Here is a 15,756-nt window from a genome sequence, read left to right on the forward strand (position 1 = left end):
GGTGACTCTCGACGCCTCGCTGGCCCCGCACCTGATGATCCTGTTGATGGCGGCTGCCTTCCTCGCCGGCTGGGTGGACGCCGTGGTCGGCGGGGGCGGGCTCATCCAACTGCCCGCGCTGCTGGTCGGGCTGCCCCAGAACGCCCCGGTGGCCACTGTCGCCGGCACCAACAAGATCTCGTCGATCGCCGGCACACTCACCGCTTCGATGACCTACCTGCGGACGATCCGGGTACACCTGCCCTCGGCGGCGGCGGTGATGGCCGGGGCCGTGCTGGGGTCCAGCGCCGGAGCGCGGCTGGTGCAGTTCCTCCCGAAGCGATGGTTCATCCCGATCGTGCTCGTGGTGCTCGTCGGGGTGGGGATCTTCACCTGGCGACGGCCCTCCATGGGGCTGGTGAGCCGGGTGCGTCATCACGGCCTCGCGCGGTACCTGCGGCTGGCGGGAACAGGTGTACTCATCGGCATCTACGACGGGGCGATCGGGCCGGGCACCGGCACCTTCTTCGTCATCGCCCTGGTGGGGCTCATCGGCTACGGCTTCCTCGAGGCCTCGGCCCTGGCCAAACTGGCGAACCTCGCCACCAATGCCGGGGCGATCGCGGTCTTCTGGGCCCACGGCGTCATCTGGTGGCGGGTGGGGCTGCCGATGGCCCTGGCCAATCTCGCCGGAGGATGGATCGGCGCCCGCACCGCGGTGCGTCACGGCAACGCCTTCGTCCGCAGGGTCTTCCTGGTGGCGGTGGTGGGCCTGGGCTTCAAACTGGCCTACGACACCGTCGTCGCGTTTCACTGACGTCGGACCGGTGCCGGTCACACCCATCCCGGCCAGGCGGGCATGCCCGAGCCGTAGCCGGTCACCTGAGCTGCCTGATCGCCCATGGCGGTGATCGCCGTGGAGCGCTCGGTTCCGGAGGCCGCCGCGACCACCCGGCCGTGGCCGGACAGCACCCCCAGCTCCAGGGAGACCCACAGCTCGCGGGTCGACCGGGGGGTCGAGGGGGTGGCGGGCATCGGATAGCCGGGCAGGGCCGGGGTAGGGGTGGCGGATGCCTCCCGCAGGAGCGCCCGGAGCCTGGCCTGCTGGGTCGCGACGGCGTCGAGCCTCCTGGTGCCGATGGAGCGCAGGGAGTCGGTGGCGGGCAGCCGGCCCACACCCCACTCGAGTCCGGCCACCAGGGCGTTGAGCCTCGACAGCAGCACCTGGCGCGCACTGGTGGGGTCCTCGACGGGCAGCGAGACCGGTTCGCCGTCGCCGCGCACCGGCGCGGCGCCCGCCGCGCTCGCCCCCGAGGCGAAGACCGCCAGGGAGGCCCACAGCAGGGCCTCGCCGGGAGTGTCCGCTGCGAGGGCATCGTGGACGTACTGGTCGGCGGCCCGCTTCTCGTCGGTCAGCAGCTGGGGGAGTGGGGCAGACGCCGATGCCACCGGAGTCGGTGTGATCACCGGATCGGAGTCGGCGTTCTGGCCGGCCAGCGGATCGGCCTGGGCCAGAACTCCCGCGTGCAGGGTGTGCATCTGCGCCAGTGCGGAGAGCACGGCGGTACGGGAGCCGGATGCGAGCGCGGCCGCCTGCCGTGCGGCCGACGCGAGCGCCGTCTCGGTGTTCAGTGCGGCGCGCCGCCGCGGGGTGACGGTGATCTCGGGGGTCGTGCGCGCCCCGGCGTCGATGACGGGGGAGACCCGGTAGCAGCCCGCCGCACCGATCCCGATGAGGCCGGCGCCCGCGATGAGGATGCTGCGTCTGCTCGGGGCCCGGGAAGTCATGGTGACAGGGTATCCGGAAGCCCGGCCCGTGGTTCATCTCCTAGACTGGCCCCACAACCGACACCACAACAGAACGAGGCAAGGGATGAACGAGAATCAGCTCACCGATCTGATCGGGCCGCTGCTCTCCCAGCTCGGCATGGAGCTCGAGAAGCTGGACGTCGTGCGTGCGGGCCGAAGGAGCCTGCTGCGGATCACCGTCGACGGTGATGGGGCCGACGGCCGCGGGCCGGGCCTCGACGAGATCGGCGAGGCGACCTCCGAGATCTCTCGTGTCCTCGACGAGTCCGACGCGACCGGAAGCGCCCCGTACACCCTGGAGGTCTCCTCGCGCGGAGTGTCGACCCCGCTGACCGAGCCCAGGCACTTCCGGCGCAACCGGGGCAGGCTGGTGGCGGTGACCCTCGAGGACGAGGATCCGGTCGAGGGGCGAATCCTGGCCTCCGACGAGTCCACCGTCACTCTCGAGGTGCCGGCCCCCGGATCCAAGCCCCACAAGCCGCTCACGCAGACCCGTGAGATCTCCCTCGACCTGATCCGGCGCGCCGTCGTGCAGGTCGAGATGAGCCGTAAGCCCGCCGTGACCGATGAGGAGAACTGAGATGGATATCGACCTGGCAGCACTGCGGATGATCGAGCGGGACAAGGAGATCTCGCTCGACTATCTCATCGAGACCCTGGAGGACGCCCTCCTCAACGCCTACGCCAAGACCGACCACCCCGTCCGGGACGCCAGGATCGAGCTGGACCGCAAGTCGGGCAATGTCGCGGTGATGGTGCCGGAGAAGGACGAGGAGGGCAATGTCATCGGCTGGTACGATGGCACCCCGAGCGACTTCGGACGGGTGGCGGCATCCACTGCCCGGCAGGTGATCTTCCAGCGCCTGCGCGAGGCCGAGGATGAGCAGAAGTTCGGCCAGTTCTCCGCCGTCGAGGGGGACGTCGTCACCGGCGTCGTCCAGCAGTCCTTCCGGGACAACCGGACGGTGCGCGTCGACCTCGGCTCGATCGAGGCCATCATGCCCCCCGCCGAGCAGGTGCCCGGCGAGAAGTACACCCACGGCCGTCGCCTGAGGGTCTACGTGGTCGCGGTGCGCAAGGAGATGCGCGGTCCCCAGGTCATCGTCTCGCGCACCCACCCGAACCTGGTCCGCAAGCTCTTCGCCCTGGAGGTGCCCGAGATCGAGCAGGGCGTGGTCGAGATCAAGGCCCTGGCCAGAGAGGCCGGGCACCGCTCGAAGATCGCGGTGGTCTCCCACAACCCCGACGTGTCGGCCAAGGGCTCATGCATCGGCCCGATGGGGCAGCGGGTGCGTGCGGTGATGCACGAGCTGGACGAGGAGAAGATCGACATCATCGACTGGTCGGAGGATCCGGCCACCTTCGTCGGGGCCGCCCTGTCCCCGGCGAAGGTCAAGCAGGTCACCGTGCTGGACGCCGACGCCCGGGCCACCCGGGCGATCGTGCCGGACTACCAGCTCTCACTGGCCATCGGTCGCGAGGGCCAGAACGCCCGGCTGGCGGCCCGGCTCACCGGCTGGCGGATCGACATCCGCCCCGACAGCCCCGTGGAGTGCTGATCCGGATGCCTCGCGCGACGCCCCCGGTGCGCACCTGCGTCGGATGCCGGCGCACCGCCGATCCCGCCACCATGGTGAGATTCGTCCTCGATGGGGATCATGTGGTCCTCGATCCTGGATCCCGGGCACCGGGCCGTGGCGCGCACCTGCACCCTGATGCGGAATGCTGGAGGGCGGCGCTGCGAGGCGGGTTCGCGAGGTCCTTCCGTCGCCGGGTCACGGCCGTGCCACCGGGCGTCGACTGGCTGCCGGAACCGGAGAATTGGGCTTGATCGCCGATTTCGGTAGAATATCGGGCGCATGTCCACCGGAGGTACCGGTGGCCTCACCGATCTATGCGTTCTCCTGCATCGCCGGGGGACTGACAAGAAAGTGAGCAGGCGCTCATGAACACTCGATGAGTACGCATCAATGAGCATTCTCAGCATCTAGTCGGCCCGAGCCAGCACGGCCGGGCCCGAAGGAGAGTAGTGGCCAAGGTCCGTGTCTATGAGCTCGCGAAGGAGCTCGGACTGACAAGCAAGCAGCTTCTGGGGAAGCTGGGCGATATGGGCGAATTCGTCCGTTCGGCATCCTCAACGATCGAGGCGCCGGTGGTCCGGCGCGTGCGCGACCAGCTCGCGCCTTCCAACGGCGGCTCGGCCGCCAAGCCGGGCGGCAAGACCGCCTCCAATGACACCGCCGACTCCGCGGGGCCCGCCAAGGGATCCGCACCGAGCCGCGCGCCCCGTCCCGCCCCCCGCAAGGCGCCGGTGCCGGGCCCCCGTCCGACACCCGGCTCGGTGAAGCCGGGTGGATTCAGCGCCGCTCCCACCGAGTCGTCGGCCGCGCGCACCAGTTCGACCCCGCGCCCCGGACTGATGAAGCCCGGGCCGAAGCCGAACTCCCAGAACAGGGCTGCGACCGAGAAGCCCGAGGCCCGGGAGGATGCCCCCCGTCCGGCCAAGGAGTCGACGCGCCGCGACGGTGGAGCTCCGCGCCCGTCGACGAACGCCCCCAAGCCCGGAGGCATCGGCAAGGTGCCGGGCCCCGGCACCCATGCGCGCAAGCAGGCGCCGACCCCCGGTCCGCGACCGGGCGGCCCACGGCCGGGCTCATCGGGCGGGCTGCCGTCGGGCCCCCGTCCCACCCCGGGCAAGCCCGGTGCCAGGCGCACCGGCGGACCGCGGCCGGGCAACAACCCCTTCGCGTCCAGCCAGGGTATGGGTCAGGGACGCCGTCGCTCCGAGCAGGGCGGGGGGCCGCGTCCCGGCGGACAGCGTCGTGAGGGCGCTCCTCGTCCCGGCGGCGACCGGATGCCGCGTCCCGGTGGCACCACCGGAATGCCGCGTCCCAATCCGGCCATGATGCCCAAGCATCAGAACAAGGAGATCGGTCAGACCGCAGGTGGCGGCCGGCCCGGCGGTCGTGGCGGTCGTGGTGGCCGCGGTGGCGGCCCGAACCGCGGAGGCGGGTTCGCAGGAGGGGGCGGCGGCTTCGGCGGCGGTCCCCGCGGCCCGGTCGGCGGCGGTCGCGGCGGTCGTGGCGGTCGCGGTACCCAGGGTGCCTTCGGCCGCGGTGGCGCAGGAGGTCGCCGTGGACGCAAGTCCCGCAAGCAGCGCAGGCAGGAGTTCGACGAGATGCAGGCGCCGCTGGTCGGCGGCGTGCGCGTCCACAAGGGCAACGGACAGACCGTCCGGCTGCGCCGGGGCTCCTCGCTGACCGATCTGGCGGAGAAGATCAACGCCGAGCCGGCACAGCTGGTCCAGGTGCTGTTCAATCTCGGGGAGATGGTCACGGCCACCCAGTCGGTGCCTGACGAGACCCTGGAGATCCTGGGCAACGAGCTGGACTACAAGATTCAGGTCGTCTCCCCCGAGGATGAGGACCGGGAGCTGCTGGAGTCCTTCGACGTCGAGTTCGGCGAGAACGAGGGCGGCGAGGAGGATCTCGCGCCGCGTCCGCCGGTCGTCACCGTGATGGGCCACGTCGATCACGGCAAGACCAAGTTGCTGGACACCCTGCGTCACGCCCATGTGGTGGAGCGCGAGGCCGGTGGCATCACCCAGGCGATCGGCGCCTACCAGGTCGAGACCGATGTCGATGGCGATGAGCGCAAGATCACCTTCATCGACACCCCCGGCCACGAGGCTTTCACCGCCATGCGTGCCCGTGGCGCCCAGTCCACCGATATCGCGGTGCTGGTCGTCGCGGCCGATGACGGCGTCATGCCGCAGACGGTGGAGGCCCTCAACCACGCCAAGGCGGCCGATGTGCCGATCGTGGTCGCGGTCAACAAGATCGACAAGCCGGGGGCCGATCCCGACAAGGTGCGCGGACAGCTCACCGAGTACGGCCTGGTGCCTGAGGACTACGGCGGCGACACCATGTTCGTCAACGTCTCGGCGAAGACCGGAGAGGGCCTGGACCGGCTGCTGGAGGCGATCGTGCTGACCGCCGACGCGGCTCTGGACCTGCGCGCCAATCCGGACATGGCCGCCCAGGGTGTCGCCATCGAGGCGCATCTCGACAAGGGCCGCGGCCCGGTGGCCACCGCGCTCATCCAGCGCGGCACGCTGCACATCGGCGACTCGATCGTCGCGGGATCGGCATACGGACGCGTCCGTGCGCTCATCAACGACCAGGGCGAGAACGTCGATCACGCGGCACCGTCCGATCCGGTGCAGGTGCTCGGCCTCACCTCGGTGCCCGGAGCCGGTGACAATTTCCTGGTCGTCGAGGACGACAGGATGGCCCGGCAGATCGCCGAGAAGCGGGAGGCGCGGATGCGCGCCGCCCAGCAGGCGAAGTCGTCGCGTCGCAAGACCCTCGACGAGCTCTTCGACCAGCTCGAGAAGGGCGAGACGCAGGAGCTGCTGCTCATCCTCAAGGGCGACGGCGCCGGTTCGGTGGAGGCCCTCGAGGACGCTCTCGCCAAGATCGACGTCGGCGACGAGGTGGATCTGCGGGTCATCGACCGCGGAGTCGGTGCGATCACCGAGACCAACGTCTCCCTGGCCGCCGCCTCCAAGGCCGTCATCATCGGCTTCAACGTGCGCCCCACGGCTCACGCGGCCAAGATGGCCGACGAGGAGAATGTCGACATCCGCTACTACTCGGTCATCTACGACGCGATCGACGAGATCGAGGCCGCTCTGAAGGGCATGCTCAAGCCCATCTACGAGGAGAAGTCCCTGGGCACCGCGGAGATCCGCCAGATCTTCCGGTCCTCCAAGGTCGGCAACATCTCGGGCTGCATGGTCACCGACGGCATCATCCGCCGGCATGCCAAGACCCGCCTGGTGCGCGACGGGGTGGTGGTCACGGAGACCGAGATCAACACTCTGCAGCGCGAGAAGGACTCGGTCACCGAGGTGCGCGAAGGGTTCGAGTGCGGTCTGACGCTCACGAACTACTCCGACATCCACGTCGGCGACGAGCTGCAGTGCTACGAGATGGTGGAGAAGCCCCGCGAGTGATCGCGTAGGAATCCGCACCCGCGAGTGATCGCCGGCTCAACGTCAGCCGCCCCGCCCTCCGATCCGGAGGGCGGGGCGGCTGACGTCCGGGCCGTTCATCGTCTGGAGGCCACGAAGATGCGGATGAGCACCCGCAGCGCCAGAACCACCCCGACCAGCAGCAGCCCGGTGCCCAGCAGAGCGAACACCCCGATCCGCTCGGAGAGTCGCGGCCCCCACCGGTCGGCGATCATCAGCGCCACCGAGGCGACGGTCGCGGTCGAGGCCAGGATCGTCATCATCGCCAGATGCACCTGGGAGGACAGCCAGGAGCGGTCGTCGGGATGGTCGAGGATCCGGACCCGCGCCGTCAGCCGTCCCTGTTCCGCCTGATCGACCAGGCGGCCCAGCTGGCGGGGCATCCGGCGCAGCACCGGCAGGTTCGACGCCATGCTCCGGCCCATCGCGGCGCGTATCCCCTCGACCGTCATGTCGGGGGTCAGCAGCTCCGTGCCGCTGCGGCGTGCCAGGTCGATGAGATCGGCGTCGGGATCGAGGAGGGTCACTGTGGCCTCGACGGTCGCCAGGCAGCGGAAGGCGGCCGCCAGTTGCGGGGGCACACTGAATCCGTGGCCGATCACCAGGGCCATCAGGTCGTTGACGGTCCGGGCCATATCGGTGGGCCCGGCGCTGAGCCGGGTGAGCAGCGTCCCCACCTCCCGCTCGAGGCCGCGCTCACGGTCTGCGGCCAGGCCGTCGGGGCGGCCGAGCAACTCCATGAGGCAGTCCGTGGCCCCTTGGGAGTCGTTGTTCGACAGCGCCGCCAGCAGCATCACCAGACATCCCCGGGAGACGTCGTCGAGGCGTCCCACCGAGCCGAGATCGAGGATGACCAGCCGGTCGGTGCCGTCGAGCAGGACGTTCCCGGGGTGGAGGTCGGCGTGGAAGATGCCGGTCACCAGGACCTCCTTCACCACCTGGCGGACCAGCGCCGTGGCGAGCGTGCGGCGCTGCTCGGGTGCCAGCCGGGCCAGCTGGGCCGACGCCCGGGCCAGCGGGACGCCGCCGGCCCGCTCCATCACCAGCACCCGTCGGGTCGAGACCTCGGAAATGACCGACGGGATGCTGATCGGCTCGGCGGCGGACACGCCGGCGCTCACGGCCTTGGCGTTGGCGGCCTCGACGCGGTAGTCGAGTTCCTCCTCCAGGGAGGCGGCGAAACCGTCAACGAGGCCGTCCAGACCGATGCGGCGCGCCCAGCCGGCCGAACGCATCAACCTGGCGCTGAGGATCGAGAGGATGTCGAGGTCGGTGCGGATCTGCGCCTCGGCCCTGGGCCGCTGCACCTTGACGACGACCTCGCGGCCATGGTGGGCGTCGTGAGGGGCGTGGGCGTCGGCCAGCCGGGCGGTGTGCACCTGGCCGACGGAGGCCGCGGCGATCGGTTCATGATCGATCCGGGAGACGATCTCGGCCAGCGGGCACCCCCACTCCTGTACGAGGACCCGCTCAGTCTGGGGCCAGGGCACCGGGGAGACGTCGGTGTGCAGGGCCGACAGCTCGGAGGCGAAATCCTCCCCGATGAGGTCGGGTCGGGTGGCGAGGTTCTGGCCGAGCTTGACGAAGGTGGCTCCGCAGTCCTCCAGGGCCCGGCGCAACGCGACCGCGACCCGGGTGCGCTCGCCGGCCGACCGGCCGGCCCGGCTGGAGCCGAGGAATCCGGACAGGCCGCGTCTGGTGAGGATGGCGGTGATCCGGGAGTAGCGGCGCAGCCTCCGCCATGCCGCCGGAAGGGTGCGCGAGACCCGCACCGGACCGGGTACCGATCCGGCGGGCACCAGGACCTCGGCCAGCACCACCAGGGCCAGTCCCGCCACGAAGAGCCAGGCCAGGCCTAGGGCGCCGACGACGCCGACCAGCATCGGATCGTCGACGGCGAGGTGGCGCTCGTCGATGACGCCGGAGCGGCGGCCGAGCCAGGTCAGCATGGGGGAGGTGACGAGCAGCCAGATCAGGCCCAGCCCGAATGCGCGCGGCCAGGACACCGCCACGGCCAGCGTGCGGCGGGTCATGGTGGCGATGAGTATCGCGACCAGGATCCAGGAGATGAAGGATGCGAGGCCGATGAGGAAGGAACTCATGGCAGGCATGCTAGGGGCCGCGTCGGGCCACTCCCGTCCGCAGGCGCCAAGGGGGGAGAAGTTCGGGGTAATCTTGGGCGCCGATGCCCGGGCGCCACAGCCTGTACGTCGAGGAGCTAGGAGATCATCATGACCAACCCCCGCGTGGCCAAACTGGCCGATCAGATCAAGGTCGTCGTGGCCGGCACCCTCGAGCGCCGGGTCAAGGATCCCCGCCTCGGATTCGTCACCATCACCGACGTCCGTCTCACCGGGGACTCCCGCGAGGCGACCCTCTTCTACACGGCGATGGGATCCGAGGCCGAGCAGGCCTCGACCGCGGCCGCCCTGGAATCCGCGAGGGGGATGCTGCGCTCCACCGTCGGCAAGCGGCTGGGGCTGCGCTACGCGCCCACCCTCGCCTTCGTCCGCGACGCCTCCGCCGAGACCGCCAAGTCCCTCGAGGACCTGCTCGCCCGTGCGGCGGCCTCGGACGCCGAGGTGGCCCGCCAGGCCGTCGGCGCCACCCATGCGGGCGACGCCGACCCTTACCGCCACCGCGAGGACGAGGAGTCCCAGGACGCGGAGTCCTGATCAGGTCCACAGACCTCCGGGGGAGAAGACCTCGTCGACGATGTCGGTGAACCAGCCGGCCTCGCGGGCGACGTCCAGGACGGTGTATCGGGACCGGTAGTACATGGCCTTGGGGAAGGTGGCCTTGACGTCGGCCGCGGTCAGTCCGATGTCCTCGGGCGTGCTGGGGGTGCCGGCCAGCTGGAGCTGGCGCTTGAAGTCGCCGGCGTCGACCAGCTGGGACCTCAGCCGGGGCAGGGTCTGGGGCCAGGAGTCGACGAGGCGCTGGAGTCGGGCGGCGAGCTGGTCGGGGTCGACGTATTTGACGCGGGTCTCGGCGACGGCGTGGTCGGCCAGGGCCCCGTCGAAGCGGGTGCGGATGTCGGCCTCCACGGCCTCCCAGGTGGGCCAGGCGGCCACGGCGGCGTCGACGTCCAGGCCGGACAGGTCGCGTTCCAGGAACTTCTGGTAGAAGGCGAGCATCGCCAGGGTGCCGATGGCGACCTTGAAGCCGTGGGACAGGGGCGGGTCCTGGTCGGCGCCCAGGTGGGCCAGTTCCCAGATGTGGGAGAAGTAGTGTTCGGCGCCGGAGGCCGGGCGGGTGCCGTTGTAGACCTGCATGGCCAGGCCCGAGAGGATCAGCCCCTCGACCAGGCCGCTGTAGGCGTCGGGGTTCCCGGCGGCCAGCTCGGCCGGGCGGGCCAGGGCGTCGCCGACGCCGGTCTGGACGAGCTGCCAGACGTGATCGTCCATGGCTTCGACGCCGGCGGCGTCGGCCAGGATCCAGTCGGCGCCGCCGGGGATCTTGGCGGCGAGGTCGCCGTAGCCGGAGGCGGTCATGGCGCCGGGTGCGGCGGCGGCGATGTCGAGGTCGAAGATGACCGCCTGGGGGGCGACGCAGTTCATGGTGATCTTGACGCCGTTGTCGGAGATGGGGGCGCCGGCGCCGGTGTAGCCGTCCATGGAGGCGGCGGTGCCGATGACGGCGTAGCGGCGTCCCAGGTCCTTGGCGGCGAGTTTGACCAGGTCGTTCACGGTGCCCGATCCGACGGCCAGGGGGACCACCGGTGCGCCGACGGCGCGGTCGCGGTCCTGGAGTGTGGTGGCGATGGTGCGGGCGTTGTCCAGGGAGGCGTAGAGGGTGGGGTGGGCCGGGAAGATCAGAGGATCGGCCAGCGGTATCCCGGCGTCCTGCAAGCTGGTGTGGGCGAGGTGCCCGGCGGCGTCCCAGGTGCGCTGATCGGCGATGATCATGACCGGTAGGGGGGTGCCGTCCAGGCTGCGGGCCAGGGACTCGGCGAGGATCTGCCCTGTCCGATTGATGACGCCGCGTCCGACCGCGACGTGGTCGGTGTCCCCGGCTCCTGCCAGGGCCTTGGCGATGATGTCGTCACTCATGTCCGAGTGTCCTTTCGTCGTGGGAGCCGGATCGCAGGAAGGACCCGATCTCCTCGAGGGCCGCGGCCTCATCGGGGCCGTCGGCCAGTAGTTCAACGGTCTGGCCGTAGTCGATGTCCAGACCCAGCAGGTCCGCCAGCCGGGTGAGGCTGGCGGTCCCGCCGGAGGTGCGGACGAACACGCTGGAGGAGTACCGGGAGGCCAGCAGGACCGCCTGGGCGGCGATCCTGGCATGGATTCCGGCGGGCTGCCCGATCCGTAGCGAGATGCGGATCACGCCGACTCGATCGCGATCGTGCTGCCCTCCCCGAGGGAGGGCAGATCACCGTCGGCGCTCACGTGGATGGCCCCCGACAGGCGGGGCTCGCCGGCCCCGTCGAAGACCAGGGTCACATGGCCCAGTGCGTCCAGGTTCTTCTGCGCCACGTTGCCGATAGCAGTGATCGGGAAGCGGGCCCCGTCCAGCACCAGGGCGTCACCGATACCGATGGCGGCGGTGCTGGTGGCTGGCGGCAGTGCGTAGCAGAAATCCCTCAGCTCGTCGGGGGCCTGGTCCCCGAAGGTCACCAGCATGCGCTCGGAGAGGAATGAGGCGGCCTCGGGGCCCACGGAGCGGACAGTGTTGGCATAGATGACGGTCATGGAAGCTCCAATTCTCGACGTATGTCAGATAATGTCAGGATGCGGTCGAGTACAGGCCGATACTGGCGAGCCAGGCGATGGCCACGCGCGGCGCCCCGTTGAGGAATCTGGAGTACAGCACCGACGGCACGCCGATCTCGATCGTCTCGGGCTTGGCCTCGCTGAGGCCCATCCCGACCGGGATGAAGTCGCAGGCGTTCTGGGTGTTGATGGCGAACAGGGCCGGCAGCGCCAGGCTCGGATGGATATTGCCCTTGCCGATCTCCACGCCGATGAGGGTGCCGATGATCTGCCCGATCACCGCGCCGGGCCCCAGCAGCGGGGACAGGAAAGGTATCGAGCAGATGAGACCGAGCACGATGAGGCCGATCCCATTGCCGGCAAGCGGCGTCAGGAGTTTGGAGAACCAGTTCCCGAAGCCCGAGGCGTTGATGACGCCGATGAGCATCGCCACGAAACCCATGAACGGGATGATGGTCGTGAGCATGGTCTGCACGGCGTCGCGGGCCGCCTGGAAGAACACAGAGATGACGTGACCGGCACCCAGGCCGATCTTCTCCATCAGCGACTTGTTCTTCTTGGCCGCCACCGTCTCGGAAATCTTCTTGTCGGTGGACCACTCGCCCTGGACGGTGCCGGCGGTCCCGGCCTTGGCGCCGTCGTCGGTGGCCTGAACGGCGGCCTCCGGTGCCGCGGCGGTAACGGTCGCGGCGTCGCCGGCCAGCTCGACCTGATCGGGCCCGACCGCCGAGACATAGATGGTCTCGTTGATGTACTTGGCCATCGGGCCGGTCTTGCCGGTCGGCATGATGTTGATGGTGGGAATGCCCTTGCGCGGGTAGATGCCGCAGCGCAAGGTGCCCCCGCAGTCGATGACGACGGCCATCATCTGCTCATCGGGCACCGAGGTCTGGAACCCGTTGACGGCCTCGGCCCCAGTGAGCTCGACGATCCGGTCGACCACCTCCGGGCGCATACCGCCGCCGACGATGTAGACCAGCTTGTTCTTCTCCGCGCTGGGAACGATGGTCAGCGGCCCGCCATAGCCGCCCGAACCACGCGAGACCTTGATGGCGTGATAGGTCACTTCTTCATTGCTCATTGTTCTCAGACCTTCGCCATCTGGTTGACGTGAATGATCTCGCCGTCCATGGCCTTGGGCAGGATGATCCCTTGCTGCTTGCTGACATAGCGGGTTGTCAGCTCCGTGATCCAGCCGCCCACGAAGTTGAGCAGCGCGCCCACCAGCAGGTACCGGATGGCCAGTGGCCCGGTCGGCAGTCCCAGCTTGGTGATGCCTTGGGCGATGCCCAGCCAGATGAACAGCTCGGCCGGATTGATGTGGGGGAACACGCCATTGCTGGTGTGACAGAACTGTGCGGTGGCGGCGTAGTAGCTGGGCTTGTACCGCTCCGGCAGGAACCGCCCCAGGGTGAACACCGCGGGATTGCACAGCATGAACGCGCCAACGAAGGGCAGCAGCAGATAGCGGCTGACGACGTTGTTGCCCGCCTTCTGGGCGAAACTGTTGATCCGCTCCTCCCCGATGAGCTGGATGAGTGAATTCATGGCGATGAGCAGCATGAGCACCAGAGGCACGATGCTGCCCATCCATCCGATGAAGGTCTTCGAGCCTTCCTGGAACAGGCCGATGAACCACTCAGCGGCCGTGACCACATAATGCATGGTCGGCTTCCTTTCTTGTGGGTTGCTGCGAAATGGCGTGACGCCACCGCGCCCCCGGGTCCGGGGTGCTTTTCCGCAGGAGAATGGGGGTCAGTCCGTGACGAGGGGCTTGCGGCGCCGCACTGTGCGGACGGTCGTGGCCCGGCCAGGGACGGGAGTGGGTGCCTGGCGGCGCCCGACCTTGGCGTCGACGCGGTTGATGATCTTCATCAGTGGGGTCGGCGGTTCGACGGGGATGCCGCCGGCCTCGACAGTGAGGTAGTTGTCCCGGGCGTTGGCCACGGCCTTGCGCATGCTGGCAGACATCCGGATCGGGGCCGGGTCGAGCTCGCTGACGGCTTGACCGTCGAAGGTGCCGAGATCCTTGAACCGGGTCCACACGGTGATGCCGGTCATGGCCCGGCCGGTGACGACCAGCCCGTCGGCGTCGATGAGGAACATCACGATGGCCCCGGAGGTCAGTGCGTTCTTCTGCTTGCCGATCACCACCCGGCCGCGGCGGCGCAGCGCAGAGTAGACGCTGGAGAAGTTCTTCATCTGCCGCATGGACAAGAAAGCGTTGACGGCGTAGATGACGGCCACGGCGGCAAGGACGGTCCAGAACACGATGACTCCTGTCAGTGGTTCCGATGGGAGGGATGATTGGCCATGAACCAGAACAGTTGTTCGTGGCTGGTGATGCGGCTCAGCGAGGTGAGCCGGTCGGAATCTGAGGCGAGCCGGATGATCTCGTCGTAGACGTCGATGAGGATGGTGTCGTCGTAGTCCTGCTTGTCGGGGACACCCATCAGGAAGACGGCCTTGACTCCCGGCGCGCCGTCCGCATGCGGGACAACGGCCATCGCGAAGACGATCCGGTCAGCGCCAGGGAGGGTGGCGTGGGGAAAGCCGACTTGATCGTCCAGCAGCATCGAGGCGTCACGTTCCCGCAGCTGCAACGCCTCGCGGAAGGCCCTCCCGACCAGTCCCAGTTCCTCGAGCCGGTCGACCAGGGCCTCGGTGGCCTGCCGGTAACTGGTTCCCGGGGCCAGGGCGAGAAACCGGTCGGCGTCGAGCATGGAGGCAAGAAAGGAGGATCCGAGTCCTCGCAGAGGCAGGTCCGCGTGGCGGGAGAGCCGGATCAGGGAGAGCTGGCTCATCAGCTCGTCCGGGTCGAACACGGCGCCGAGCTCGATGGCCGGTGCGCTGACGTCGATGTCACTGCCATCCATGGCGCCTGGGGTGGCAACGATCAGATCGGCGGCTTCCAGAGCAACGGGATCGAGCTGATCGGCCGACATCATTGCGTACTTGGTGCCGTCCGGCAGCGCTTTGCTGAGCTGGATCCGCAGCAGGTGGCCGGAGACGCGTCCGGCTGCGGTGACGATGACCACCCGCAGGTGGGTGCGCAGCCTGCTCTGGTAGGTGTCCAGGAAGACCTGGTGGTAGCCGGCCATCAGACTGACCTCCGGATCGCTGATCTGAAGGCCGGTGCGATCCTCGATCACATCCCGACTGATCTCGGCCATTCTGTAGGCGACTGGGTACTGGCCACGGATGTCGGCGACGGCGGTGTCGTCCATGCGGATGCGGAAACGCATCCGGTTGAGCATGAAACTGAGATGGTGGCAGAATTCGTCGGCCAGCTGTTCGGTGTCCAGCCGGATGCCCATCACCTGCGCGATCCGTTCGAAGACGGCGTCGGCCAGCTGGGGAATGTCCTCGGCGGCCGGGAAGAGTTGCCGTCCGGTGAGGTCGTCCGGGGTCCGCATCCCGGCGACCGCCATGGTCATGAAGAGCTGCTCGTCCCGGGGGAAGCCGGAACGGACCAGCGGGGAGACGGCGTCGAGCAGGGTGATGGCGAAGTCGTGGGCGGCAGTGCCGCTCAGCTGGGCGAACTCCGGGGGCAGGCTGTTGATCGGGTGACCCGAGAGATACCTGTCCAGGGTGATCGTGAGCCAGCGCCGTACCGTGCGCCGGGAGATGGTGTTGAGGTGCTTGCTGGTGCTGATGGTGTTGATGAGCTCGGTGATCTCATCGCCCAGTGGGTACTCGTCGCACGCGACGTCGGCGTAGTGCGTGAGCCCGGCCATCCTCAGGTTCAGCTCGGCGCCGCTGAGGCGCAGGCCCTCGTTCGGACGGCCTGTGATGGTCACGTCGTGGGCCGACAGAGTCTCGCGCACCGATGCCAGGTCCGCCGCAACGGTGCTGCGGGAGACCGACAGCGTGCCGGCAAGATCCTCGATCCGTACCGGCCCGGGGGATCGCAGCAGCTCGCAGTAGATGAGTGCGTGGCGGCGCGCGGGATCGTTGAGCGATTCGTCTGCGGCCATCAGGTGATCGCGGATCTCCCCGTAGCGGTGCGCATCGACGATATACAGGCGGTAGCGGCCGTGCTCCAGCCGGATCGACGCCGCACTGGCGAGCAGGTCGTTGAGCTTCGCGACAGAGTTCGCGATGCTGCGCCGCCCGAGGTCGAGCCGGTCGGCGAGTCCCTCCGGGGTGGCCGTGAGCGCGGTCTCCAACTGCCGCAGGATCATGGTCTCGCGGTTCATCCGCCCTCACCTCCCGATA

General features: G+C 69.1%; 15 protein-coding genes. 6 read left to right on the forward strand and 9 right to left on the reverse strand.

The window, feature by feature from the left end:
* Position 1: 1 nt before the first annotated feature.
* Positions 2-796: a sulfite exporter TauE/SafE family protein gene (locus JS278_RS06565; RefSeq protein ID WP_114044474.1), complete on the forward strand. Its 795-nt coding sequence runs from the start codon at positions 2-4 to the stop codon at positions 794-796.
* Positions 797-813: 17 nt separating this feature from the next.
* Here JS278_RS06565 and JS278_RS06570 read toward each other — a convergent pair whose 3' ends face one another.
* The gene (locus JS278_RS06570; protein WP_114044475.1) at positions 814-1,767 is read right to left on the reverse strand and encodes a DUF4439 domain-containing protein; all 954 of its coding nucleotides are present in this window, start codon (positions 1,765-1,767) and stop codon (positions 814-816) included.
* A gap of 85 nt (positions 1,768-1,852) precedes the next feature.
* On the opposite strand from JS278_RS06570, the gene rimP reads away from it, so the two are divergent.
* The 4 genes from rimP to infB all read left to right on the forward strand — a co-directional run bounded on the left by rimP (position 1,853) and on the right by infB (position 6,805).
* Positions 1,853-2,368, forward strand: a complete 516-nt coding sequence (gene rimP, locus JS278_RS06575; protein ID WP_114044476.1) for a ribosome maturation factor RimP — start codon at positions 1,853-1,855, stop codon at positions 2,366-2,368.
* A 1-nt stretch (position 2,369) separates the two neighbouring features.
* Entirely contained in the window at positions 2,370-3,347 is a 978-nt protein-coding gene (gene nusA / locus JS278_RS06580) for a transcription termination factor NusA (RefSeq protein ID WP_114044477.1), read from the forward strand.
* A 71-nt stretch (positions 3,348-3,418) separates the two neighbouring features.
* Positions 3,419-3,619 carry a YlxR family protein gene (locus JS278_RS06585; protein ID WP_425451497.1) on the forward strand — a complete coding sequence of 67 codons (201 nt, stop codon included), beginning with the start codon at positions 3,419-3,421 and terminating at the stop codon, positions 3,617-3,619.
* A 198-nt stretch (positions 3,620-3,817) separates the two neighbouring features.
* Complete coding sequence (gene infB / locus JS278_RS06590; protein WP_114044478.1) at positions 3,818-6,805, forward strand: translation initiation factor IF-2; 2,988 nt, start codon at positions 3,818-3,820, stop codon at positions 6,803-6,805.
* A 95-nt stretch (positions 6,806-6,900) separates the two neighbouring features.
* Here the strand turns inward: infB and JS278_RS06595 are convergent, their stop codons facing one another.
* Positions 6,901-8,925 (reverse strand): ABC1 kinase family protein, encoded by a 2,025-nt coding sequence (locus JS278_RS06595; RefSeq protein ID WP_181833842.1) that lies wholly within the window; start codon positions 8,923-8,925, stop codon positions 6,901-6,903.
* 129 nt (positions 8,926-9,054) lie between these two features.
* On the opposite strand from JS278_RS06595, the gene rbfA reads away from it, so the two are divergent.
* Positions 9,055-9,498 (forward strand): 30S ribosome-binding factor RbfA, encoded by a 444-nt coding sequence (rbfA, locus tag JS278_RS06600; RefSeq protein ID WP_425451477.1) that lies wholly within the window; start codon positions 9,055-9,057, stop codon positions 9,496-9,498.
* Here rbfA and JS278_RS06605 read toward each other — a convergent pair whose 3' ends face one another.
* From JS278_RS06605 to JS278_RS06635, 7 genes are all read right to left on the reverse strand, one after another.
* Complete coding sequence (locus JS278_RS06605; protein WP_114044481.1) at positions 9,499-10,875, reverse strand: sn-glycerol-1-phosphate dehydrogenase; 1,377 nt, start codon at positions 10,873-10,875, stop codon at positions 9,499-9,501.
* The gene (locus tag JS278_RS06610; protein ID WP_114044482.1) at positions 10,868-11,152 is read right to left on the reverse strand and encodes an HPr family phosphocarrier protein; all 285 of its coding nucleotides are present in this window, start codon (positions 11,150-11,152) and stop codon (positions 10,868-10,870) included. The genes JS278_RS06605 and JS278_RS06610 overlap by 8 nt, the downstream gene beginning before the upstream one ends.
* The gene (locus JS278_RS06615) at positions 11,149-11,517 is read right to left on the reverse strand and encodes a PTS glucitol/sorbitol transporter subunit IIA (protein WP_114044483.1); all 369 of its coding nucleotides are present in this window, start codon (positions 11,515-11,517) and stop codon (positions 11,149-11,151) included. The genes JS278_RS06610 and JS278_RS06615 overlap by 4 nt, the downstream gene beginning before the upstream one ends.
* A 34-nt stretch (positions 11,518-11,551) precedes the next feature.
* Positions 11,552-12,619: a PTS glucitol/sorbitol transporter subunit IIB gene (gene srlE / locus JS278_RS06620; RefSeq protein ID WP_114044484.1), complete on the reverse strand. Its 1,068-nt coding sequence runs from the start codon at positions 12,617-12,619 to the stop codon at positions 11,552-11,554.
* Between the two features lie 5 nt (positions 12,620-12,624).
* On the reverse strand, positions 12,625-13,203 hold the full coding sequence (srlA, locus tag JS278_RS06625) for a PTS glucitol/sorbitol transporter subunit IIC (protein WP_114044485.1): 579 nt from the start codon (positions 13,201-13,203) through the stop codon (positions 12,625-12,627).
* Positions 13,204-13,293: 90 nt separating this feature from the next.
* Positions 13,294-13,812, reverse strand: a complete 519-nt coding sequence (locus tag JS278_RS06630) for a transcriptional regulator GutM (protein WP_114044486.1) — start codon at positions 13,810-13,812, stop codon at positions 13,294-13,296.
* An 8-nt stretch (positions 13,813-13,820) separates the two neighbouring features.
* On the reverse strand, positions 13,821-15,737 hold the full coding sequence (locus tag JS278_RS06635; protein WP_114044487.1) for a BglG family transcription antiterminator: 1,917 nt from the start codon (positions 15,735-15,737) through the stop codon (positions 13,821-13,823).
* Positions 15,738-15,756 lie beyond the last annotated feature (19 nt).

The organism is Acidipropionibacterium virtanenii (genome assembly GCF_003325455.1).
Classification (GTDB): Bacteria; Actinomycetota; Actinomycetes; order Propionibacteriales; family Propionibacteriaceae; genus Acidipropionibacterium; species Acidipropionibacterium virtanenii.